This window comes from Nocardiopsis sp. CNT312 (assembly GCF_000515115.1).
In the GTDB taxonomy this organism is placed as follows: Bacteria; Actinomycetota; Actinomycetes; order Streptosporangiales; family Streptosporangiaceae; genus Nocardiopsis.
In genome coordinates this window covers 93615-115692 of sequence record NZ_AZXF01000021.1, presented here as the reverse complement: position 1 = coordinate 115692, position 22078 = coordinate 93615, and the positions used below count along the sequence as shown (strand labels likewise).

20 protein-coding genes and 1 rRNA gene are annotated in these 22078 nt (G+C 72.9%); 17 read left to right on the top strand and 4 right to left on the bottom strand.

The annotated features are described in order from the left end of the window. Positions 1–121 precede the first annotated feature (121 nt). From rrf to B042_RS0111015, 4 genes are all read left to right on the top strand, one after another. Positions 122–237: ribosomal RNA gene (rrf, locus tag B042_RS0111025) — 5S ribosomal RNA — on the top strand. A gap of 393 nt (positions 238–630) precedes the next feature. Further along, positions 631–1131 carry a hypothetical protein gene (locus B042_RS26085; protein ID WP_197024266.1) on the top strand — a complete coding sequence of 167 codons (501 nt, stop codon included), beginning with the start codon at positions 631–633 and terminating at the stop codon, positions 1129–1131. Positions 1132–1175: 44 nt separating this feature from the next. Then, complete coding sequence (locus tag B042_RS26080) at positions 1176–1808, top strand: hypothetical protein (RefSeq protein ID WP_231493932.1); 633 nt, start codon at positions 1176–1178, stop codon at positions 1806–1808. Positions 1809–1861: 53 nt separating this feature from the next. After that, positions 1862–2260 carry an NUDIX domain-containing protein gene (locus B042_RS0111015; protein ID WP_028648336.1) on the top strand — a complete coding sequence of 133 codons (399 nt, stop codon included), beginning with the start codon at positions 1862–1864 and terminating at the stop codon, positions 2258–2260. An 11-nt stretch (positions 2261–2271) separates the two neighbouring features. On the opposite strand, the gene B042_RS0111010 is transcribed toward B042_RS0111015, so the two are convergent. Beyond that, positions 2272–3261, bottom strand: coding sequence for an MBL fold metallo-hydrolase (locus tag B042_RS0111010; protein WP_369797693.1), 990 nt, complete (start codon positions 3259–3261; stop codon positions 2272–2274). Between the two features lie 182 nt (positions 3262–3443). On the opposite strand from B042_RS0111010, the gene B042_RS0111005 reads away from it, so the two are divergent. Next, positions 3444–3809 carry a single-stranded DNA-binding protein gene (locus tag B042_RS0111005; protein ID WP_028648334.1) on the top strand — a complete coding sequence of 122 codons (366 nt, stop codon included), beginning with the start codon at positions 3444–3446 and terminating at the stop codon, positions 3807–3809. Between the two features lie 5 nt (positions 3810–3814). Here the strand turns inward: B042_RS0111005 and B042_RS0111000 are convergent, their stop codons facing one another. From B042_RS0111000 to B042_RS0110990, 3 genes are all read right to left on the bottom strand, one after another. Then, a complete protein-coding gene (locus B042_RS0111000) occupies positions 3815–4822 on the bottom strand; it encodes an HAD-IIA family hydrolase (RefSeq protein ID WP_028648333.1) in 1008 nt (335 codons plus the stop codon). A gap of 199 nt (positions 4823–5021) precedes the next feature. Further along, on the bottom strand, positions 5022–6329 hold the full coding sequence (locus B042_RS0110995; protein WP_028648332.1) for a DUF1015 family protein: 1308 nt from the start codon (positions 6327–6329) through the stop codon (positions 5022–5024). Between the two features lie 80 nt (positions 6330–6409). Beyond that, positions 6410–6760 (bottom strand): SCP2 sterol-binding domain-containing protein, encoded by a 351-nt coding sequence (locus tag B042_RS0110990; protein WP_028648331.1) that lies wholly within the window; start codon positions 6758–6760, stop codon positions 6410–6412. A gap of 217 nt (positions 6761–6977) precedes the next feature. On the opposite strand from B042_RS0110990, the gene B042_RS0110985 reads away from it, so the two are divergent. The 12 genes from B042_RS0110985 to uvrA all read left to right on the top strand — a co-directional run bounded on the left by B042_RS0110985 (position 6978) and on the right by uvrA (position 22066). Beyond that, a complete protein-coding gene (locus B042_RS0110985; protein WP_028648330.1) occupies positions 6978–7655 on the top strand; it encodes a hypothetical protein in 678 nt (225 codons plus the stop codon). Between the two features lie 104 nt (positions 7656–7759). Next, a complete protein-coding gene (locus B042_RS0110980; RefSeq protein ID WP_028648329.1) occupies positions 7760–7954 on the top strand; it encodes a hypothetical protein in 195 nt (64 codons plus the stop codon). Then, entirely contained in the window at positions 7955–8761 is an 807-nt protein-coding gene (locus B042_RS0110975) for a TlyA family RNA methyltransferase (protein WP_036554666.1), read from the top strand. Between the two features lie 110 nt (positions 8762–8871). Beyond that, positions 8872–9798 carry an NAD kinase gene (locus B042_RS0110970; protein ID WP_028648327.1) on the top strand — a complete coding sequence of 309 codons (927 nt, stop codon included), beginning with the start codon at positions 8872–8874 and terminating at the stop codon, positions 9796–9798. 74 nt (positions 9799–9872) lie between these two features. Further along, complete coding sequence (gene recN, locus B042_RS0110965) at positions 9873–11582, top strand: DNA repair protein RecN (RefSeq protein WP_028648326.1); 1710 nt, start codon at positions 9873–9875, stop codon at positions 11580–11582. Between the two features lie 129 nt (positions 11583–11711). Continuing rightward, positions 11712–12917, top strand: a complete 1206-nt coding sequence (gene steA / locus B042_RS0110960; protein WP_197024263.1) for a putative cytokinetic ring protein SteA — start codon at positions 11712–11714, stop codon at positions 12915–12917. Then, a complete protein-coding gene (locus tag B042_RS0110955) occupies positions 12914–14089 on the top strand; it encodes a copper transporter (RefSeq protein ID WP_028648324.1) in 1176 nt (391 codons plus the stop codon). The genes steA and B042_RS0110955 overlap by 4 nt, the downstream gene beginning before the upstream one ends. A 5-nt stretch (positions 14090–14094) precedes the next feature. Continuing rightward, positions 14095–14919, top strand: a complete 825-nt coding sequence (locus tag B042_RS0110950) for a hypothetical protein (RefSeq protein ID WP_036554700.1) — start codon at positions 14095–14097, stop codon at positions 14917–14919. A 31-nt stretch (positions 14920–14950) separates the two neighbouring features. Next, positions 14951–16552: a murein biosynthesis integral membrane protein MurJ gene (gene murJ / locus B042_RS0110945; protein WP_028648322.1), complete on the top strand. Its 1602-nt coding sequence runs from the start codon at positions 14951–14953 to the stop codon at positions 16550–16552. Further along, entirely contained in the window at positions 16549–17631 is a 1083-nt protein-coding gene (locus B042_RS0110940) for a glycosyltransferase family 4 protein (protein WP_028648321.1), read from the top strand. The genes murJ and B042_RS0110940 overlap by 4 nt, the downstream gene beginning before the upstream one ends. A gap of 277 nt (positions 17632–17908) precedes the next feature. Beyond that, complete coding sequence (locus B042_RS0110935) at positions 17909–18934, top strand: TerC family protein (protein ID WP_028648320.1); 1026 nt, start codon at positions 17909–17911, stop codon at positions 18932–18934. Positions 18935–19231: 297 nt separating this feature from the next. Beyond that, positions 19232–22066 (top strand): excinuclease ABC subunit UvrA, encoded by a 2835-nt coding sequence (uvrA, locus tag B042_RS0110930; protein ID WP_028648319.1) that lies wholly within the window; start codon positions 19232–19234, stop codon positions 22064–22066. Positions 22067–22078 lie beyond the last annotated feature (12 nt).

The window sequence follows — 22078 nt, the reverse complement described above, 5'->3', positions numbered from 1 at the left end:
TGACCGGTACTAATAGGCCGAGGGCTTGTCCGCTGCAGATTGCTGGGTGTTCGCGCACACTGTTTCATGTATGGGTTTTCCTGTGGCTGCTGCTTTGGTGGTGGTTGTGGGTGTGGTTTTCCGTGGTGGTTATGGCGGGGGGGTTACACTCGGTAACTTTCCGAACCCGGTCGTTAAGTCCCTTTGCGCTGATGGTACTGCCCTGTGGTGGGGTGGGAGAGTAGGTCGCTGCCACGGTTTTTTGTTGGGGTCGGGGTTGTTCCTTTGGGGGTGGCTCCGGCCCTGTTTTTTGTGTGCGGGCTTGTGAACATGTGAAATTTTTGGGTTGGGCTGGTGGAGATTCCTCCCTCGCCGCGTTTGCCGCTGTTCCGCTGCGGTTGCATCGGCCGTGCCGACGATGGTGATGATCTTCGAGTAGATGCCGTAAGCTGTGGAGAGGATTACTGACGCGCTGCCACTCATCACGGTGGTGGCGCTTTTGAGTGTTTACGGGCGGGTTGATGACTGAGGACAGCCGATCGGAAGACCGCGAGGACTCCGCACGCGACCGAGACCGCTCCGGGGGGACGGGCGGTCGGAGTGGTGACCGGTCCCGATCCGGCTACAGGAGTCCGGGGGACCGGGGAGGCCGTGACCGCGACGACCGCGGTGGCTATCGGGGTCGGCGTGAGGACCGCGGAGGCTTCCGGGGCCGTGATGACCGTGGTGGCGGTTACCGCGACCGGCGTGAGGACCGCGGTGGGTCTCGTGAGGACCGCGGAGGCTTCCGGGGTCGTGATGATCGTGGTGGCGGTTACCGCGACCGGCGTGAGGACCGCGGTGGGTCTCGTGAGGACCGCGGTGGTTACCGGGGCCGTGATGACCGGCGTGACGACCGCGGTGGCTATCGCGGGGGTAACCGTGAGGGTTTCCGGGGCCGTGACGGGCGCCGCGATGACCGTGGCGGCAGCTTCCGGGGGCGTGACGACCGGCGCGGCGGTTACCGCGACCGGCGCGACGACCGCGGGCGCGGGCGCGGGGACGACCGGCGCGGCGGCCGCCGTGAGGAGCGCTCTCCCGAGGACATCGCCCCTCCGCTGCCCGAGGAGATCACCTACTCCCAACTCGACCCCGAGATCCGGCGCGACCTGAACTCCCTGCCCAAGACGCTCGCCGAACTCGTTGGCAAGCACATCGTGGCCGCGGGTCTGTTCCTGGACGAGGACCCCGAGCGGGCCTACAAGCACGCCGCCTTCGCCCGCCGGAAGGCCGCGCGGGTGCCCGGGGTCCGTGAGGCCTCCGGTGTGGCCGCCTACACCGTCGGCAAGTGGCAGGAAGCCCTCTCCGACCTCCGTGCGGCCCGCAGGATGAGCGGCAGGGACAGTTTTCTCGCCGTCATAGCCGACGCCGAGCGCGGTCTGGGCAGACCCGAGCGCGCTCTGGAGGTCGCAGAGGACCCCGCCGCGGCGACCCTGGACACGGCCGACCGCATCGAACTCCGGATCGTGGCCTCCGGTGCCCGCCGGGACATGGGGGACCTCGAAGCCGCGCTGGCCGAACTCCGGGTCCCCGAGCTTAAGGAGCGCCGCGCCCGTCCGTGGGTAGCCCGGCTCTTCTACGCCTACGCCGACGTCCTGGCCGAACTCGGACGCGAGGAGGAAGCCCGGGAGTACTTCTCACGGGCCTCCGCGGTCGACCAGGAGGGGGTCACCGACGCCGACGAGCGACTCGCCGCCATCGAGGGCGTCGAACTCGTCGACGTGGACGGAGACGGCATCGTCTGGACCGACGCCGAGGAGTTCCCGGCCGAGAACGAGGAACGGGACTGACCGCCACGGACCGCACGCCGCAGGGTGGTGGCCTGCCCCTCGGCGGTGCCACGGTGCGCCTGGGCGCCCTTCCCGCAGCCCACGACTCCGTCGTCTGCCTGACCTTCCTGGACGGGCGGCCACTGCTCGTGCGCCACAAGGAGCGGGGCTGGGAGTTCCCCGGCGGCCACGCCGAACCGGGGGAGGACGTGGTGGACACCGCCCGCCGCGAGGCCTTCGAGGAGGCCGGCGCCACCCTCGGCCGCCTCCGGGTCGCGGGCCACTACGTCCTTGCCGGCGGCCACGTCACCGTGGTCACCCATGCCCGGGTCACGGCTCTGTCCCCGCTGAGTGGAGACTTCGAGACGGTGGACGTGCGCGCGTTCGACGCGTTGCCCGAGGACGACCTGTCCTGGTCGGACGGCCTGTACGCGCACCTGCTCCGGGAACTCGGGCTTCCCGGAGCGCCTTGAGACGGTACGCCTCAGGCCTCCTCGGCCGCCTTCTTCGCCTCGGCCTGTTCCCGGGCGAGGCGGTCCAGCCAGTGCACGATGCCGGACACGTTGGACTCCGGCCCCGAGAGCACGTCCAGGACCTGAGCCGACTCCTTCGAGGCGTCCGCGGGGAGCCGCCCGTACCGGGAGACCACCGTGTCGCGGACCATGGCCACCGCGTGGTCCAGGTCTTGGTCCGTGCCCCGGGCCTCGCGTACGGTCTCCACCCACAGCCGCAGTTCGGCCTCGGACCGGTCGATGGTCTCGGCCACCGTGTCCACCGCGCCGAAATGGGAGAACATGAGCCGCTGCGCGTCGATGTCCCCGAACAGCCGCAGTGTGCGCAGGCACGCGTCCATGTCGAAGTCCGGCGGCGGGGTCGCGGGGCGCAGGTCTCCGGTGAGCGGGGTGTACACGCCCAGGGCGTCCCCGACGTACAGGTCGCCCGTGGCCGTGTCCACCAGCCCCATGTGGTGCTTGGCGTGGCCGGGCGCGTAGTGGGACACCAGGCGCCTGCCACCGCCCAGGTCGATCTCGCCCGTCTCGGCCACCGAACGGATCCGGGCCGCCTCGGTCGGGCTCATCCGGCCGAACAGGGTCTCCAGCCGGTCGCCCCACACCATCGCCGCACTGCGCATCAGACGGCCGGGGTCGGCCAGGTGCCGTGCGCCGCGTTCGTGGACGACGACCTCCGCGTTCGGGAACAGGGCCGCCATGTCACCGGTCCCGCCGGCGTGGTCCAAGTGGATGTGCGTCACCACGATGGTGGCGAGATCCTCCGGGGCCAGCCCCAGAGCGGTGATCGCCCGATGCAGTGTCCGGGCCGACCCCGCGGTGCCCACCTCCACCAGACAGGGCCGTTCGGTGAGGATCAGGTACGCCGACACCACTCCCGGATACCCGGCGAGCATCGTGTCGATGACGAAGATGTCGTCGCCGAGGGAGACGGTCCCCTCCGGCAGGCCGCTCACATCCACCACGGGTGCCACCTCTCAGATCGCACGGACCCATCCGACTCTAGGGCGTCCGTCCACAGGCGCGAGGAGGGGCCTTGCCGTTCCGGTACGCGCCGGGGAGGCTGGATACCGGCGTACACGCTCTCCATCGCAGTCCTCTCCGCCGTGCCGCGCCGTCCCCTCGCTCCTCCAGGAAGGACGTGCACATGCAGCAGGAGCCCGCCCCCGCCGCGCCGGACACCGACCACCGGAACGAGATCACCGTGGCCGGCCGGCTCACCGCCGCACCGGTGTTCCGAGTGCTCCCCAGCGGGGACCGCCTGGCCACCTGGCGGGTCTGTGTGGCCCGCACCGCCGAGACCCGCTTCCGGGGCCGCCGCGGCGACTCCATGACCTGTGTCAGCTTCGATCCCCAGGTCCACGACATGGTGGGCGCGTGGCGGCTGGGCGACGTGGCCCGCATGAGCGGTGCGCTGCGGCGGCGTACCTGGCGGGTCCCCGGCGGCGTGCGCAGCGTGTACGAGGTGGAGGTGCGCACCGCCGCCCGGCTGCGGAGGCGGGAGGACCGGTGACGGCCTCACCAGCCCAGACGGGCCAGTGCCGCGCGCGCGTCCGGTCCCGCAGGATCGACCGACCCGTCCGACCACACGGCCGAGCACAGCGCGCGAAGCCCGTCCAGGCGGTCCCCGGAGCCCTCAAGGCGCAGGTCCGCGCCCTCGACGGCCACCGTCCATCCGCCGCAGCGCGTCCGCGTTCCCTCCGCGACCACCAGAGGGTGGGTCTGGTTCATGCCCGACACATCCCAGGCGAGGTAGCGGGGACGCCGGTGCTCCGGTGCGCACAGGGCGTCCAGCGGTGTGGCCACCCCCGACAGCACCAGCAGTCCGTCGGCGCCGTGGGTCGTGGCACCCTCGATGTCGGTGTCCAGGCGGTCGCCGACGATCAGCGGGTTGTGGGCACCGGTGCGCAGGATGCCCTCCTCGTGCAGGGGGCGCATCGGTTTGCCTGCCACGATCGGCTCCACCCCGGTAGCGTGGACGATCACCTGGACGAACGCCCCGTTGGCCGGAGTGATCCCCCACTCGTGGGGGGCGGTGGCGTCGGCGTTGCTCGCCACGTACAGCGCGCCCCGGGAGACGGCGAGCGCGCCCTGGTCGAGCAGGTCGCGGGACAGGGTGCGCGCGTACCCCTGGACGACGGCCACCACGGACCCCGAATCCACGGTCACCGGGCGCAGTCCCCTGCGCCACACCGCCTGGCGCAGCCCGGTGTCGCCCACGACCAGTACCTCCGACCCGGAGGGGAAGCGGTCGCTCACCAGGCGCGCGGCGGCCTCGGCCGAGGTCACCACGTCCTCGGGTACGGCGGCCACGCCCAGTTCGGTGAGGTGATCGGCGATCCGGGCCGGGGTACGCCCGGCGTTGTTGGTCACGAACGCCACCCGCGCGCCCGCCGCACGCGCCTTGCCTACCGCCTCCGGTGCGCCCGGCACCGCACGGGAACCGATGTAGACCACCCCGTCCAGGTCGAGGAGCATCGCGTCGTAGAGCTCCGAGAGCGGACGTTCGGCGGCGAGCAGGGCCATCTCGGGGTACCCGTTCCGTGTGGGTGCGCGGACGTGTCCCAGGTTAGGGCCGACGGGGCGGCGAGGACCCGCGGTCGCCGGTGTGCGCTGTGTCGCACCGGTGCGGCCGGGCAGCCGCTTCCGTGTGTTCCGGGCGCCGAGCGTGAAGCGCACCCCGTACCCGCACCCGGCCCCGGTCGCGGGGTTGGGCCCTCAGCCGTCACGGGAGCAGGCGCATGACCAGTCCGGTGCGGGGTTTGGGACCGAACGAGGTGGACTTGCGCGGGGTGAGCTCCCCTCGGTCGGCGACGGCGTACACCTGCTCCACACGCAGCGGGGGCACGATGACGGCGGTCCCGTGCTCCTCCCGTGCGGCCGCCACGGCCTTTGCCGGATCGTCGTGCACCTTCCGCGTCTGGTGCTCGGCATATCCCCACAGAGGGAGGAGTACATGCTCCAGAACGGCGGTGGGCAGCTCCCGGTAGGTCCGAGAACGGGAGGGGGCGGCCTGGGCCGCCTTCGCCGCGTCCACGTCCCGCACCAGGTGGAAGCGGCCGGAGGGGTCGGCCAGGAGCAGGGCCGGGCGGCCCGCCCCGGCGAGGGCCCGCTCGGCGTCGGGCAGCGAGGCACCGGTGAGCTCCTCGACCCGGGCGGCCGAGCGAGCCGCCCCGACCGCCGCCGCCGTGTCCAGGCCGGGCACGACACGGTGGATGGCTCCCAGGTCGGGCGGGTGGGTGTCACTGTCCACCAGGTAGGCGAGCCCGTGGCCGCTGCCGGGAACGCGCCCGGAGGCGTGCATCTCCTGGTAGGCGGCGTAGCGGTGGTGCCCGTCCGCGATCAGCGCGGTACGTGGGGCCAGGTCGGCAGCGATCTCGGCGTGGACGGCCGGTCCGGTCAGCGCCCACAGCCGGTGCCGGGTCCCGTCCGCGGTGCGGGTGTCGACCAGAGCCCTTCCCCGCCGCTCCGCGTCCTCCGCGACCCGGGTGGCGGCTCCACCGCCGCCCGGGTACAGCAAGAAGACCGGTTCGAGGTGGGCTCCCGTGCTGACCGTCAGCCGGAGCCGGTCGAGTACGGGGCCGTGGTCCACCTCCTCGTGCGGACGGACCGGTTCGCGGGCGGGGGAGGAGACCGGTGGCAGGGCCAGCGCACCGATCAGTCCGCGCTGGCGGACCCCTGCGGCGGTGGTCTGCTCGTACACGTACAGGGCGGGTTCGGGGTCCTGGGCCAGGATCCCCTGGCCGATCCACGCGCGCAGCCGGGTGGCCGCGCCCTCGTAGACGACCTGGGAGGTCCGCCCCGCGCCGTCACCGCGCACCGTCGGGTTCAACTGGTAGGGCACCGTGAGGTGGGCGGCGTTGTGCGGGTCCGAGCGCAGCAGGTCCCGCGCCTCCTCCGGGCCCGGGACGTCGTAGGGGGGAGCGAGGAGGGCGGCGGCGTCGAGTTCACCCGAGTCCAGGGCCCGTCCGACGTTCAGGTCCGTGTAGCGCAGCCCCCGGAACGGGGCCAGTGCCAGAGGTGGGCGTGCCATGCCCCGAAAGCTACCCGGTCGGTGTGCGCACCTGTGGGAACCCGCGGCGGGTGCGGTGCCTTGCCGCGTCGCCCGCCGGGTCACAGCATGCGGCGCATGCGCATCAGGTCGCCGACACTGGCGTCCACCCGGAGCCGCCGGGTGAGCAGCGCACCGGCCGCGTCCAGCCGGTCCTCGGCCAGTTCCACGAGGTCTCCGCTGGACACCGTGATCCTCACCTGAGCCCGTGGTGCGGACGTGTCGGCTGAGCGGTGGGTGATACCGACCAGGCCGTCCACGGTGAGCCGCATGTCGAACACCGCCGACAGGTCCGGGACCGCCACGCTCACCGACCGGTCGCGGATGTGCTTGCGCCGCTCCGCCACGGGCTGGTCGAGGATCCGCTCATTGAGCTTGGCGATGCCCGCCAGGCACGCCTCGATGTCGTTCATGGCTCCATGATGCCGCCGCCGGCCCCGTGGCCGGGCACCGGTACCCGGGGTCCGCGACGGCCTCCTCGTGCCGGTGGCCGGTGTGGCCTCCTGGTTCACGCGCCATCGGAGCGCGGGCCCCGGTAGCGTGGTGCACGCACCTTTCGCCGTGCGGCCTCCCCGTCCGTGCGTGCTCTTTCCCGTTCCTGCCTTCTGCGGTCCCATCAAGGAGACATCCATGGTCGTCGACGCGGTACGCACCTATCTCGATGCCGCCAGTGGCCTTACCGAACTCTCGCGCAAGGACGCGGTCACGGCGGCCAAGGCCCTGCTCCGCGCGGAGGGGACCGCGGCCCCCGCACCGACGGAGCACGAGGCCCCGCCTCCCCGGCTCGGTCAGAGCATCCAGGCCCTCGCCGGCGAGTTGATCGAGACCAACCGCTCCAACCGCTCCGCGATCGCCGACCTCGTGCGGGTGGAGGTCGGGCGGCAGTTGGAGCGCATGGACGTCGTTCCCCGCACCGAGCATGACCGCCTGGTGCGCCGCACCGCCGAACTCGAACGCCGTCTGGCCGCCCGGCAGGGCGTGGAGCGCCCCTCGGCGCAGGCGGAGGGTGCCACCGCGTCCGGTGCCCGGTCGGTCCCCTCCGACGGGGGCGCCGCCCCGCTCCCCGACGGGGAGGCCGCGAGGGCGGAGAGCGGCGCGGACGGTGCGGAGGCCGACGAGGATCCCGACGGCGTGGCGAGGACCGGGGCGCCGTCGGCCCCGGGCGGTGAGGACGAGGACGGCGACGCCAAGCAGCACACCGCCAAGAAGCCCGCCCCGCGCGCCAAGCCCAGGACCGCGGCCAAGAGCACCCCCAAGCCCGCCCGGTCGCGCTCCACGGCCAAGCGCAAGGGGCCGGCCAAGAAGTAGGGTCGGTGCGCGGTGCCGCCCCGCCCCGCGCTCCCGTGTGGAACCGATCCGTTCCGCGGTACCCGCGGGTGGAGCCGCCTACCCGGAAGGAGGAGGTCAGGGACATGGAATCCACGGAACAGGCCGCCGCGCTGGCCGAACAGACCCTGGAGGCCGCACGGGAGCGCCTGGCGTCGCTGGAGTCGCTGCCCACGGCCCAGCACGTCACGGTGTTCGACTCCCTGCACCGGGAGCTGTCCGCCGTCCTCAGGTCACTCGAAGAGAGCACCGGCGGCGACCCGCGGCCGACGCTATTCTAGATGACCATGGCGAAACGTACCCGTCTCGACGCGGAACTGGTCCGGCGCGGACACGCACGCTCACGCGGCCACGCGGCCGAGATCATCGAGGGTGGGCATGTCCGGGTGGCCGGGATGGTGGCCGCGAAACCCGCGACCCAGGTCGGTACGGACCAGCCCATCGTGGTGCGCGCCCCCTCCGACGGTCCGCCCTACGTCTCCCGGGGCGCGTACAAGCTCATCGGCGCCCTCGACGCGTTCGTCCTCGACGTCTCCGGACGCCACGTCCTCGACGCCGGGGCCTCTACCGGCGGGTTCACCGATGTACTGCTGCGGCGTGAGGCCCTGCGCGTCACCGCGGTGGACGTGGGCTACGGCCAGCTCGCCTGGCCCCTGCGCAGCAACGAGCGCGTGCGCGTCATGGAACGGGTCAACGTGCGCCACCTGACTCCCGAGATGATCGGTGAGCCGCGGCCCGACCTGGTCGTGGGCGACCTGTCGTTCATCTCCTTGTCCCTGGTCCTCGAACCGCTGCGCGACTGCGCCCTCCCCGGCGCGGACTTCGTGCTCATGGTCAAACCCCAGTTCGAGGTCGGCAAGGACCGGGTCGGAGCGGGCGGTGTGGTCCGTGACCCGGCGCTGCGTGCCGAGGCCGTCACCGGAGTGGCGGCCAGCGCGCTCGGCCTGGGGCTGGGCACCGTGGATGTGGCCGCCAGCCCCCTGCCGGGCCCCTCGGGCAACGTCGAGTACTTCCTGTGGATGCGCGCGGGCGCCCCGCCCCTGGACCCCGGCCGCCTGGCCCGGGTGGTCGAGGAGGGGCCGGGCTGAGCCCCGTGGCACCGTGTCGGCGGTGTCCGATAGCGTGACCCGGCCGGGTCGTCGACCGCACCCGGCCCGCATCCGACTCCCCGCGGGGAGCTGATCACGAGGGGAGGGCGATGACTCGCGAACGCAGCGTCCTCCTGCTGGCGCACACACGCCGGCCCGCGGCGGTGCGCAGTGCGCGGCTGGTGCACGAGCGGCTCACCGGCGCCGGCCTGTCCGTACGCATGCTCAAGGGCGAGGTCGAGGCGCTGGCCGAGGTCGGCCGCCCCCTGTCGCCGGTGGAGGTCGTCGAACCGGCCGACGCCGCCGACGGTGTGGAACTGGTCATGGTGCTGGGCGGTGACGGCACTCTGCTGCGTGCCGCTGAGATCGCCCGCCCGGCCGGTGCGCCGGTGCTCGGGGTGAACCTGGGACACGTGGGCTTCCTCGCCGAGGCCGAGCGCGAGGACCTCGGTGCGACGGTGCGCAGCGTGGTCGACCGCGACTACGGCGTCGAGGAACGCATCACCCTGGACGTGGCGGTGTTCAACGGGGGCCGCGGCGACGGCGCGCCGCCGGTGCGCACCTGGGCGCTCAACGAGGCCACTCTGGAGAAGGGTGAGGCCCGGCGCATCATCGAGGCGGTCCTGGAGATCGACGGCCGCCCGCTGTCCCGCTGGACCTGCGACGGTGTGGTGTGTGCCACACCCACCGGCTCCACCGCGCACGCCTTCTCCGCGGGCGGCCCCGTGGTCTGGCCCGACGTCGACGCGATCCTCGTCGTGCCGCTGAGCGCGCACGCACTGTTCGCCCGGCCCCTGGTGGTCGGGCCGAAGGCCACGGTGGCGCTGGAGGTGCTCCCAGATACGGCACCGGGCGTGCTCTGGTGTGATGGACGGCGTATGGTCGAATTGCCCGCAGGGGCACGAATCGAAATCACCCGCGCCGACACGCCGGTCCGGCTGGCCCGGCTGCACCGGGCCCCGTTCACCGACCGGCTGGTGGCCAAGTTCGGCCTACCGGTCGCGGGCTGGCGCGGGCGGGTCGACAACGGCCACTGACCGGGGCGCGGTTCCCGACGCGACGCGCGGGTCCGGACATGAACGCACTGGCGTCAACCACAGGAGAGGGATCGGTGCTCGAGGAAGTCCGTATCCAGGGACTCGGTGTCATTGACGACGCCGTTCTGGAACTGTCACCGGGTCTGACCGTCGTCACGGGTGAGACCGGTGCGGGAAAGACCATGGTCGTCACCGGGCTCGGACTGCTCTTCGGTGGGCGTGCCGACCCGCAGCGCGTGCGCCCCGGTGCGCCGCGCGCCGTCGTCGAGGGCCGCCTGACGGTGCCCCAGGAGGGCCGGGTGGCCTCGCGCGTGCAGGAGGCCGGGGGCGAGATCGATGACGACGACGTCCTCATCCTCACGCGCGCGGTGTCGGCCGAGGGGCGTTCGCGGGCGACGATGGGCGGCCGCTCCTCCCCCGTGAGCCTGCTCGCCTACCTCGCCGACGACCTGGTCGCCGTGCACGGCCAGTCCGACCAGCAGCGCCTGCTGCGCGCCGAGCGCCAGCGCTCGTCCTTGGACCGCTTCGCGGGCCCCGACCTGGCCCGCGTGGCGAAGCAGTACACGGTGGCCTACCGGCGCCACCGCGAGGTGTCGGCGGAGCTGGAGACGCTGGTCGAGCGGGCGCGTGAGCGTGCCCAGGAGGCCGACATGCTCCGCTTCGGGGTCGAGGAGATCGCCGAGGCCGAACCGCAGTCCGGCGAGGACGCGGAGCTGCTCGCCGAGGAGACCCGGCTGGCGCACGCCGACGGCCTGCGGGTCGCGGCCACGACCGCGCACGAGGCGCTCGCCGGGGACCCGGCCTCCGACGTCGAGATCGACGTCGTCGGGCTGCTGTCCACGGCACGCCAGGCGGTGGCGTCGGTCAGCGAGCACGACGAGCGGCTCGCCGCGATCGGTGAGCGCCTGGACGAGGCGTCCTACATCCTCACCGACGCCGCCACCGAGTTGGCCTCCTACGGGGAGTCGGTGGACGCCGACCCGGCGCGCCTGGCGGTCGTGCAGGAGCGGCGCGCACTGCTCACCCAGCTCTCGCGCAAGTACGGCCAGAGCGCCGACGACATCCTGGCCTGGGCGGAGAACGCGGCCAAGCGCCTCTCCGAACTGGACGGGGACGACGAGCGGATCGACGCGCTGCGCACCGAGGCCGACGACCTGTACGCCCGAATGGACGAGGCGGCCGGGGAGCTGACCCGTATCCGCACCGAGGCGGCGGAGCGGTTCGGCGCGGCGGTCACCGAGGAGCTGACCGCCCTGGCCATGCCGCACGCGCGGGTGGTCCTGCGGGTCGAGACCGGCGAGGAGTTCGGGCCGCACGGACGCGACGAGGTGGAGCTGCTCTTGGCACCGCACCCGAGCGCCCGGCCGCTGGCCCTGCACAAGGGGGCCTCGGGCGGTGAGCTCTCCCGTGTGATGCTGGCCATCGAGGTGGTCTTCGCCGGCGCAGACCCGGTGCCCACGTTCGTCTTCGACGAGGTCGACGCGGGTGTGGGCGGCAAGGCCGCGGTGGAGATCGGCCGCCGCCTGGCCCGCCTCGCACGCAGTGCGCAGGTCATCGTCGTCACCCACTTGCCGCAGGTCGCGGCGTTCGCCGACGCCCACCTGGTGGTGGAGAAGTCCACGGACGGCCTGGTCACCGAGAGCGGTGTGGTGCGGCTGGACCGTGCGGGACGGGTCCGTGAGCTCTCGCGGATGCTCGCCGGGCTGGAGGACTCCGAACTGGGACGCGCGCACGCCGAGGAGCTGCTGGGCAACGCCGACCCCGAGCGCGCGTACCCGGCCTGATGAGGGTGTCCGTGCCCCCGTGAGGGCACGGACACCGCGGCCCGCCGGGGTGGACCGGAGGGGGCAAGAACACGCCGACCGACCCATCGTTGTGACGCACTGTCGTCGAATTATGACAGTATGCGATTGATGAAGGTATCGGATGCGCTCAGCGCCACAGTCCTGCGGCTCCGCCGAGCCCGGGGGGAGGCCCCCGCCGGACTGGTCGCGCCCGTACGTTCGGACCGGCGCACCAAGAACCTGACCAAGCGGCTCCGGCCCGGCGACATCGCCGTCATCGACCACGTCGACCTCGACAGGGTCAGCGCCGAGGCCCTCGTCGGATGCGGCGTCTCCGCGGTCCTCAACGTCGCCCGGAGCATCAGCGGCCGGTACCCCAACCAGGGCCCCGAGATGATCGTCTCCGCCGGGATCCCCCTCGTCGACGACGTCGACCCGGAGGTGTTCACCCGGATCCGAGACGGCGAGCGCCTGCGCCTGCTCGGCGGCTCCCTCCTGCGCGGCGACGATGTCCTCGCGAGCGGCACCCCTCAGAGCGCCGAGACCGTCGGCGCGGCCATGGCCCGGGCGCGCGCCGGACTGGCCACCCAGTTGGAGGCCTTCGCCGCCAACACCATGGCCTACCTCCAGCACGAGCGCGACCTGCTCCTGGACGGTGTCGGGATCCCCGCTATCGGCACCGAGATGGAGGGGCGCCACGTCCTCATCGTGGTGCGCGGCTACCACTACCGCGAGGACATCGCCGCCCTGCGCCCCTACATCCGCGAGTTCCGCCCGGTGATCATCGCCGTCGACGGCGGCGCGGACGCGGTCATGGACGCCGGATACCGCCCCGACATCATCGTCGGCGACTTCGACTCGGTCTCCGACCGGGCGTTGGGCAGCGGCGCCGAACTGGTCGTGCACGCCTACCGGGACGGCCGGGCCCCGGGCCTGCCCCGGCTCACCGACCTCGGGTACACGGCTGTGGTCTTCCCCGCGACCGGCACCAGCGAGGACGTCGCGATGATGCTTGCCGACGGGGCGGGCGCCGCCCTGATCGTGGCGGTCGGCACACACGCCACCCTGGAGGAGTTCCTCGACAAGGGACGCTCCGGGATGGCCAGCACCTTCCTCACCCGGCTGCGGGTGGGCGGCAAACTCGTGGACGCCAAGGGGGTCAGCCGCCTCTACCGGTCGCGGATCTCCCCGTGGGCGCTGCTGGGCCTGGTCGCCGCGTGCCTTCTCACCATCGTCGTCGCCGCCTACAGTTCTCCGGCGGGGCAGGTCTACCTCACGTTCCTGGCGGCGCGGTGGGACGCTTTCTCCTATTGGCTGACGGGGCTGCTCACGTGATCGACTTCCGCTACCACCTGGTGTCCATCGTCGCGGTCTTCCTCGCCCTGACCGTGGGAATCGTGCTGGGCACCACGATGCTCCAGGACCCCCTGCTCGACACCCTCCAGGCGGAGACGTCCGACCTGCGTGTCCAGAGCGAGGAGCTGCGCGTCCAGCGCGACGCGGCCGACCAGGTCGCGCTGGGTGCCGACCAACTGGCCGAGGCCCTGTCCGGGGACGTGCTCGGCCGCCGTCTGGACGGCCTGGGCGTGGCCGTGGTGGCGGCCCCCGGTGCCGATGCGGACGTGGTCGCCGCCCTGGCCGACCGCGTGGCCGAGGCCGACGGCGAGATCGTGGGGCGGATCGACCTCACTCCGGACCTGGTGGAGCACGGCAGCGCCTCCTTCGTCGCCGCGGTCGCGCGCCGGGCCTTCGGTGCCTCCGAACAGCTTTCGGGGACCGCCTACGAGCAGGCCGGAGCCGTGCTCGGCCGGGCCTTGGCCGACGTCGGGAAGGGCGGCGGAACCGGCGGCACGGACGGGGACGACGAGGCCGGCAGTGCGTCCGACGGCCCCTCCGCGTCCGAACCCGAGGAGAGCGCAGAGCCCCGGGAGGCCGACGGCGGTGCCGCGGCACGGGCGCGGGCCGGCGCCGTCCTGGACGACTTCGCCGAGCACGGCCTGATCGCGCTCCACGGTGAGCCGGCCGGTGCCGCCGACACGGTGGTCGTGGTGGCGCCCGCGGCCCCGCTCTTCGGCTCGGACGGGGACTCCGAGGCCGTCACCGCGGCCCTGGTCTCGTTCGTCACCGCCCTGGGCGGCCAGGTTGGCCCCACGGTCCTGGCCGGGGACGCCGCTTCCGCGCAGCCCGGCGGCCTGATCGCCCGCGTGCGCTCCCAGGAGTCGGCTCTGGCCACGGTCGACCTGGCGGGGCGCCCCGTGGGCGACGTCATCACCGTCCTGGCCCTGGCCGACGCGCTGGAGGGTGCCCCCGGCGCCTACGGGGTGGGGGAGGGCGCGGCGGGGTTCGCCCCCGTGCCGCTGCCCGGCCCCCGTCCACGGCCCGTCGTGGAGCCCTCCGCCGTGCCGTCGGCCGGTGCCGCGACCGCCGGTGGGCTCGCCGACGGCACCGTCGCCCAGACCTCCGCCGTCCCCGACGACCCGCCCCGAGCCGTGGAGGAGGGGGAGTGAGGGCCATGGTGGGCCCGTTCCAGGGCCTGGTGGGAGCAGTCCTGGGGGCCGCCGCCGCCCGCTGTGCCTACACCCTGCTCACCCGCCGGGACGCGGACCCCGCGCCGGACGGCGCCCGGGCGTGGCGGCGGACCAACTACCGGGGACGCGTCGTCACCCTGCACCAGGGCCCGGCCCTGGCGTCGGGGGTGTGCGCGGCCAGCCTCCTCGCCCCCGGTCTGACCCCGCGCGTACGTGCCGTGTGCGCGCTGGCGGCGGCGGGTGCCGCCGGGTTCGGGGCCTACGACGACCTGTTCGGGTCGGCCGACGCTCGCGGAATCCGCGGACACCTGGGCGCGCTCGCGCGCGGCCGGGTGACCACCGGCCTGGTCAAGATGGCCGGGATCGGCGCCACCGGTGTCGCCGCCGCCTCACTGCTGCGCCGCCCCGCCGCGGAGACCGTCATGGACGGCGTGCTCATCGCGGCCGGCGCCAATCTGGTCAACCTGTTCGACCTGCGCCCGGGGCGGGCGGCCAAGGTCTGCCTGCTCGCCGCGGCCCCTCTGCTGGCCTCCCCGGCGGCGCCGGCCGTAGGACCGGCGGTGGGCGCCGCGGCCGCGCTGCTCCCCGACGACCTGGCCGAGCGCTCCATGCTCGGCGACGCGGGCGCCAACGCGCTCGGTGCCGCGCTGGGTGCCGCCGCCGTCGCACGGGCGCCGCGGCCCGTCCGCGGTGCGGTGCTCGCGGCGGTGCTGGCCCTGACCCTGGCCAGTGAGCGCACCAGTTTCTCGCGGGTCATCGAACGGTTCCCCACGCTGCGTCGGCTCGACCGATGGGGCAGGTGTGCGTGAAGCGGGGCCCGGCCCCCTCCCGGGCCGCGGCGTGACAAGCGGTGTCGGTACGGCTGCGGTTGTCATCGCGGTGGCCACCGCGGGGGCCCGCCTGGCCGGGTTCGGCCGCACGGTGGTGTTCTCCCAGACGGTCGGCGACACCTGCCTGGGCACCGCCTATGTGACCGCCAACCAGATACCCGCGGTGCTGTTCGAGGTCGCCATCGGCGGGGCGCTGACGGCCATGGTGGTGCCGGTCCTGGCCCCGGCCGTCGGAGGAGGGGACCGCGCGCTGGTCAGACACACCGCGTCGGCGCTGGTCACGTGGGTCCTGTTGCTGTCGGTGGCCCTCTCCGCCCTGCTCGCCCTGGCCGCGGTGCCCGTGACGGCGCTCATCCTGGGCGACGTGGCCGGGTGCGACCGCGCCGCGCTGCTCCCGCTCGCCGCGCGCATGCTCGTCCTGTTCTCCCCCCAGGTCCTCTTCTACGGTCTGGCGGCGGTCCTGTACGGCCTCCTGCAGGCGCACAGCCGCTTCCTCCCGCCGGCCCTGGCACCGCTGGTCTCCAGTCTCGTGGTGGCCACCGCCTACCTCGCCTTCGTCCCGCTGGGACAGGAGCACCTCCAGGACGTCGCGCGGCTGCCCCGGGCCGCGGAACTCACGCTCTCGCTGGGCACCACCGCGGGCGTGGCCGCACTGCTGCTGACCGTCCTGGGGCCCGCGGCCGGACTGCGGGTGCGGCTGCGTCCGCGCCTGACCTTTCCGCCGGGGGTGGGGGCGCGTGTGCGCTCCCTGGCCGTGGCCTCCCTGCTGCCGCTGGCGGCCATGCAGGTGTGCCTGCTCTTGTTCGTCGCCCTGGCCAACCACGGGGGCGGGGCGGGCGCGGCAGTGCTCAACACCTACGCCTGGACCCTGTTCACCCTTCCCTACGGGGTCATTGCCGTACCGATCGCCACCAGCGCGTTCACGGCTCTGGCCGTGGCCCACGCCGAGCACGACCACGGAGGATTCGCCGCCCTGGTCTCCGGCGCCTCGCGGATGACCGTCGTGGCCGCGGCCGCCGTGGCCACGGCCCTGGCCGGTGCGGCCGCTCCGGTGGCGGCGGTCCTGGCCCGGCACGAGCCCCAGGAACTGGAGCGGGCGCTGGTCGCCTATGCGCCCGGGATGGTGGGGTTCGGGCTCGCGGCCGTGCTCGGCCGCGCCCTGTACGCCTCCCACCGCGGCCGAGGGGCAGCCGCGGCGCAGGTGGCGGGGTGGCTGGCGGTGATGGTGTGCGCGGTGCTCCTGGTACGGATCCTGCCGCCGGAGTGGGCCGTCACCGGGCTGGGGGCGGCGACCACGGTCGGTCTGACGCTCGCGGCCGCCGCGCTGTGCGCGGGCGTGGCCGGATCGTATGGGCGCGCGGCACTGCGTGGCCTGGGCAGGTCCGTGGCGGCGGCGCTGGTCGGCGGGTCCGCGGGGTGGATCGCGGGCCGTGCCGTAGCGGCGGCGGTGCCCGTCGACGGCGTGTGGTCGGCGGTCGGTGCCGCGGCGGCGTCGTGCGCTGCGTCGGTGCCGGTGTTCGCACTCGTGGCGGGGCTGGTGGACCCGGCCACGCCGCGTGTGCTCAGGGCGCGTCTGAGAACCGCAGGGGAAAGCAGAGAGGGCGGACGGTGAACCACAGGATCGCGTTGGTGATGGGTACCAGTACCGGAGGGGTCGGTCGGCATGTCCGTTCCCTGGCCGAGGGATTGCGCCGCGGCGGGCACCGGGTGGCGGTGATCGGCCCGGAGTCGGCCGACCGGGTGTTCGGCTTCACCGCGGCCGGATTGAGGTTCGCGCCCGTGCCGATCGGCGCCGCGCCCTCCGCGGGGGACCCGGGCGCCGTCCTGAGGCTGGGCCTGTTGACGCGCGGGGCGGACGTCGTCCACGCGCACGGGATGCGGGCGGGTGCCCTGTGCGCGCTGGCCGGGGCCTCGCCCCTGGTGGTGACGGCGCACAACGCGCCTCCCTCGGCCGAGGGCCCGCTGGCCCTGGCCTACCCCGCTCTGGAGCGGATCGTGGCCTGGCGTGCGGCTGCGGTCCTGGGGGTGTCGGACGACCTGGTGCGGCGACTGCGTGCGGCCGGTGCGCGCGGTGCGGGGGCCGCGGTCGTGGCGGCTCCACCGGTCGGGGCCCCGCGTGAGGGACGTGAGGCCACCCGCGCCGATCTGGCGGTCCTGCCGGATCGGCCGCTGGTGCTCACCGTCGGGCGCCTCGCCGAGCAGAAGGGGCTGGACACGCTGTTGGCCGCGGCTCCGGCGATCGCCGACCGCAGCCCCGAACCGGTGGTTGCGATTGCGGGCGACGGGCCCCTCTGGGGGGTGCTGCACGACACCGCCGCCGAACTCCGTGCCGACGTGCGCATGCTGGGGCACCGCTCGGACGTGGCCGACCTGCTGGCCGCGGCGGACGTGTTCTGCCTGCCCAGCCGGTGGGAGGGGCCGGCCCTGGTGGTCATGGAGGCGCTGCGTGCCGGGCTGCCGGTGGTGGCCACCCGGGTGGGCGGTATCCCCGACCTGTGCGAGGGCGCGGCGCTGATGGTGCCGCCGGGGGACCCGCGGGCCCTGGCCGCGGCGGTTGGGAGGGTGCTCGACGACCCCGTCCTGGCCGGGCAGATGCGGGCCCGGTCGACCGCGGCGGCGGGGAAGCTGCCCACGGAGGAGGACGCGGTGGAGGCCGCTGCGGCCGTGTACCGCACGATGGTGCGCGGCTGAGCCGCCGCCGGGGGGAGGGACGCTTCCCCCGCGTGTGTCCGATGACTCATTCGGCCGGGTCGAGGTATACGCGAACGCGCGCACCCGGTAGCGTTGGGGGGCACGTGAGGGGAGTATCCCTGTCGCGGCGGTGCCGTCATCACGGAACGCGGTCCGAGACCGTGTTCCCGGTTCCGTCGGCCCGTGAGCCGGTCGCGGCGCGGGCGGGAGAGACCTCCGGTGATTCGCCGTGCGCGTGAGAGCGCTCGCGCGCACCTGACCGGAGGAGAACCCCGCTGTGAACGTCCCCCTGTGGGTATGGGCCGCCACCATCGGTGCCATGATCGCCATCTTGGTGATCGACCTGGCCATCGTCGACCACCCCTGGAGCAAGAAGAGCGGGCCCAAGGAGTTCGGGGTCCGCCAGGCCGCCTGGTGGGCGGTCTTCTACATCGGCATCGCCATCGTGTTCGGCTTCGGGGTGATGTACTTCGGCGGCACGACGGCGGGCGCGGAGTACTTCGCCGGGTTCGTCACCGAGAAGAGCCTGAGTGTCGACAACCTCTTCGTGTTCTACCTCCTGATGGGGGCCTTTGCCGTCCCCAGGCAGTACCAGCACGAGGTGCTGCTCGTCGGCATCGTCATCGCGCTCGTCATGCGCGGCTTCTTCATCGTCCTGGGTGCGCAGGTGATCAACGCCTGGAGCGAGGTCTTCTACCTGTTCGGCGCCTTCCTGATCTACACCGGATACAAGATCGTCCGGGACCACGTCAAGGGCGAGGACGAGAACCAGGACTTCAGCGAGAACCCGGCTGTGCGCCTGGTCAAGCGTTTCTGGCCCGTCACCGACGGCTACCACGGCGCCCGCATGAGCGTGAAGATCGACGGCAAGCGGCACGTGACCCCGATGCTGCTGGTGATCATCGCCATCGGTGTCGTCGACCTCGTCTTCGCCGTCGACTCCATCCCGGCGATCTTCGGCCTGACCCAGGACGCCTACATCGTCTTCACCGCCAACGCCTTCGCGCTGCTGGGTCTGAGGCAGCTCTACTTCCTGCTGGCCGGGCTCATGGACAAGCTCGCCTACATCAGTTGGGGCCTGTCCGCGATCATGCTCTTCATCGGAGTGAAGATGATCCTGCACGCCCTCCACGAGAACGGTGTGCACACCCCCGAGATCGGTATCGGCGCCTCCCTGACGGTGATCGTGGGCGTCATGGCGGTCACCATCATCGCCAGCCTGGTCAAGGCGCGTGCCGACGACCGGCGCCGCAGGGCCGCCGCCTCCGGCGCGCAGGAGGACTCCTCGGCCGAGCGCTCCTGAGCCGACCCGGCCCGGCAGGGGCCGGGCTTCGCGCGACGGCCGTCTTCGAACTCGTGTTCGTCTATAGTGGTGGTGTCCCGGCGCTCCGGGACACCACCGCTTTCCCGATACGGGGGAAAGCGGCGTCGGCGGTCGTTAGTCTGGAGCGGACGGGTCGGGGTGCACTTCCTTCGCCCCGCGCGGCCCCGGCCGCCGGCCTGCACCCCGCGCCGTACCGCGCAGTCCGTACGCGGGTCGGTCGACGCCGCGCGACGAGGCCCGCGTCCTGTGTGCCCGAGCCGAAGGATGTCTCACTCGATGGTCGAACAACTGGTGGTCCGCGGAGCCCGCGAGCACAACCTCAAGGACGTCTCGCTGGACCTGCCGCGCGACGCCATGATCGTGTTCACGGGGCTGTCCGGCTCCGGCAAGTCCTCGCTCGCCTTCGACACGATCTTCGCCGAGGGACAGCGCCGCTACGTCGAGTCCCTGTCGGCCTACGCCCGCCAGTTCCTGGGGCAGATGGACAAGCCGGACGTCGACTTCATCGAGGGCCTCTCGCCCGCGGTCTCCATCGACCAGAAGTCCACCAGCCGCAACCCGCGCTCGACCGTCGGCACCATCACCGAGGTCTACGACTACCTGCGCCTGCTGTGGGCGCGGGTGGGGGTGCCGCACTGCCCCGAGTGCGGCCGCGAGATCGCCGAGCAGACACCGCAGCAGATCGTGGACCGGGTCATGGAGATGGCCGAGGGCACGCGCTTCCAGGTACTGGCCCCGGTGGTGCGCGGCCGCAAGGGCGAGTACGTCGAACTCCTCAAGGACCTCCAGTCCCGGGGGTACACGCGCGCCGTCGTGGACGGTGCCGCCGTCCGTCTCGACGAGGCCCCCAAGCTGGGCCGCTACGACAAGCACGACATCGCCGTCATCGTCGACCGGCTCGCCGTCAAGCCCGCTGCGCACGGGCGCCTCACCGACTCGATCGAGACCGCGCTCAAGCTCGCCGGCGGCACCATCGCCCTGGACTTCGTCGACCTGGACCGCGACGACCCCGAGCGGGAGAAGGTGTTCTCCGAGCACCTGTACTGCCCCTACGACGACCTCTCCTTCGAACAGCTCGAACCCCGCTCCTTCTCCTTCAACGCCCCCTACGGCGCCTGCCCCGACTGCTCCGGGCTGGGCACCCGCATGGAGGTCGACGCCGACCTGCTGGTCCCCGACCCGGAGCGGACCCTGGCCGAGGGCGCCATCGCTCCCTGGTCCGGCGGCTCCACCTCGGAGTACTGGGAGCGCATCCTCACCGCCCTGGGCGAGGCAGTGGGCTTCGACCTGGACACCCCCTGGCAGGACCTGCCCCGCCGGACGCGCAAGGCCATCCTGGAGGGCCACGACACCCAGGTCCACGTCACCTACCGCAACCGCTACGGGCGCAGCCGCTCCTACTACACCGAGTTCCCCGGGGTCGTCCCCTGGGTGCGCAACCGCCACGCCCAGTCGGAGAGCGACGCCACCCGTGAGCGCCTCGAAGGCTACATGCGCACCGTGCCCTGCCCCACCTGCGAGGGGACGCGACTGAAGCCCACCGTGCTCGCCGTGACCGTGGGCGGCAGGTCCATCGCCGAGGTGGCTGACATGCCGCTGAGCGAGAGCGCCGCCTTCCTCGCCGCACTGGAGCTGTCGGAGCGCGAACTCATCATCGCCGCCCAGGTGCTCAAGGAGATCAACGCCCGCCTTGGCTTCCTGCTCGACGTCGGACTGGACTACCTGAGCCTGTCGCGCTCGGCCGGTTCGCTCTCCGGCGGCGAGGCCCAGCGCATCCGGCTCGCCACCCAGATCGGATCCGGTCTGGTGGGCGTGCTCTACGTCCTGGACGAGCCCTCCATCGGCCTGCACCAGCGCGACAACGCGCGGCTGCTGGAGACCCTCCAGCGCCTGCGCGACATCGGCAACACGCTCATCGTCGTCGAGCACGACGAGGACACCATCCGCGCCGCCGACTGGGTCGTGGACATCGGCCCGGGCGCGGGCGAGCACGGCGGCCACGTCGTGGTGTCGGGCATCGTGGACCAGTTGCTGACCAGCCCGGACTCGATGACCGGCGACTACCTGTCCGGGCGCCGCTCGATCGCGCTGCCGGCGACGCGGCGCCCGACCACCCGCGGGCACGAACTCGTGGTCCGCGGGGCCCGGGAGAACAACCTCGACGGGATCGACGTCACCTTCCCGCTGGGCGTGTTCACCGCCGTCACCGGAGTGTCCGGCTCGGGCAAGTCCACCCTCGTCAACGAGATCCTCTACAAGGCCCTGGCCAAGGAGCTCAACGGCGCGCGCAGCGTTCCCGGCCGCCACCTGCGGGTGAACGGCACGGGCAAGGTCGACAAGGTCGTGCACGTGGACCAGAGCCCGATCGGCCGGACCCCCCGGTCCAACCCGGCCACCTACTCGGGGGTCTTCGACCGCATCCGCAAGCTGTTCGCGCAGACCACCGACGCCAAGGCGCGCGGCTACCAGCAGGGCCGGTTCTCCTTCAACGTCAAGGGCGGCCGCTGTGAGGCGTGCGCGGGCGACGGCACGCTCCGGATCGAGATGCAGTTCCTGCCCGACGTCTACGTCCCCTGCGAGGTGTGCCACGGGGCCCGGTACAACCGTGAGACGCTCCAGGTGCGCTACAAGGGCAAGAGCATCGCCGAGGTGCTGGACATGCCCATCTCCGAGGCGCTGGACTTCTTCGAGCCGATCAACGCCATCCGCCGCCACCTGCAGACCCTCTCCGACGTGGGCCTGGGGTACGTGCGCCTGGGCCAGCCCGCCACCACCCTCTCCGGCGGCGAGGCGCAGCGGGTCAAGCTCGCCGCCGAACTCCAGCGGCGCTCCACCGGACGCACGGTCTACGTCCTGGACGAGCCCACCACGGGCCTGCACTTCGAAGACATCCGCAGGCTCCTGGAGGTCCTCGACCGGCTGGCCGACTCCGGGAACACGGTGATCGTCATCGAGCACAACCTCGACGTCGTCAAGACCGCCGACCACGTCATCGACATGGGCCCCGAGGGCGGGGCCGGCGGCGGCCGGGTGGTGGCACAGGGGACGCCGGAGGAGGTCGCGGCGGTCGCCGGATCCCACACCGGCCGGTTCCTGGCCAAGGTGCTCTGAGCCGGTGGGCGG

Excerpts from the sequence above, each read along its gene's own strand:
- B042_RS0110985 (WP_028648330.1), top strand. The coding sequence starts at position 6,978 with ATGGTCGTCGACGCGGTACGCACCTATCTCGATGCCGCCAGTGGCCTT.
- B042_RS0110950 (WP_036554700.1), top strand. The coding sequence starts at position 14,095 with ATGGTGGGCCCGTTCCAGGGCCTGGTGGGAGCAGTCCTGGGGGCCGCC.
- B042_RS0110995 (WP_028648332.1), bottom strand. The coding sequence starts at position 6,329 with ATGGCACGCCCACCTCTGGCACTGGCCCCGTTCCGGGGGCTGCGCTAC.
- B042_RS0111005 (WP_028648334.1), top strand. The coding sequence starts at position 3,444 with ATGCAGCAGGAGCCCGCCCCCGCCGCGCCGGACACCGACCACCGGAAC.
- B042_RS0110975 (WP_036554666.1), top strand. The coding sequence starts at position 7,955 with ATGACCATGGCGAAACGTACCCGTCTCGACGCGGAACTGGTCCGGCGC.
- B042_RS0110980 (WP_028648329.1), top strand. The coding sequence starts at position 7,760 with ATGGAATCCACGGAACAGGCCGCCGCGCTGGCCGAACAGACCCTGGAG.
- steA (WP_197024263.1), top strand. The coding sequence starts at position 11,712 with ATGAAGGTATCGGATGCGCTCAGCGCCACAGTCCTGCGGCTCCGCCGA.
- uvrA (WP_028648319.1), top strand. The coding sequence starts at position 19,232 with ATGGTCGAACAACTGGTGGTCCGCGGAGCCCGCGAGCACAACCTCAAG.
- B042_RS0110970 (WP_028648327.1), top strand. The coding sequence starts at position 8,872 with ATGACTCGCGAACGCAGCGTCCTCCTGCTGGCGCACACACGCCGGCCC.
- B042_RS0111000 (WP_028648333.1), bottom strand. The coding sequence starts at position 4,822 with ATGGCCCTGCTCGCCGCCGAACGTCCGCTCTCGGAGCTCTACGACGCG.
- B042_RS0110990 (WP_028648331.1), bottom strand. The coding sequence starts at position 6,760 with ATGAACGACATCGAGGCGTGCCTGGCGGGCATCGCCAAGCTCAATGAG.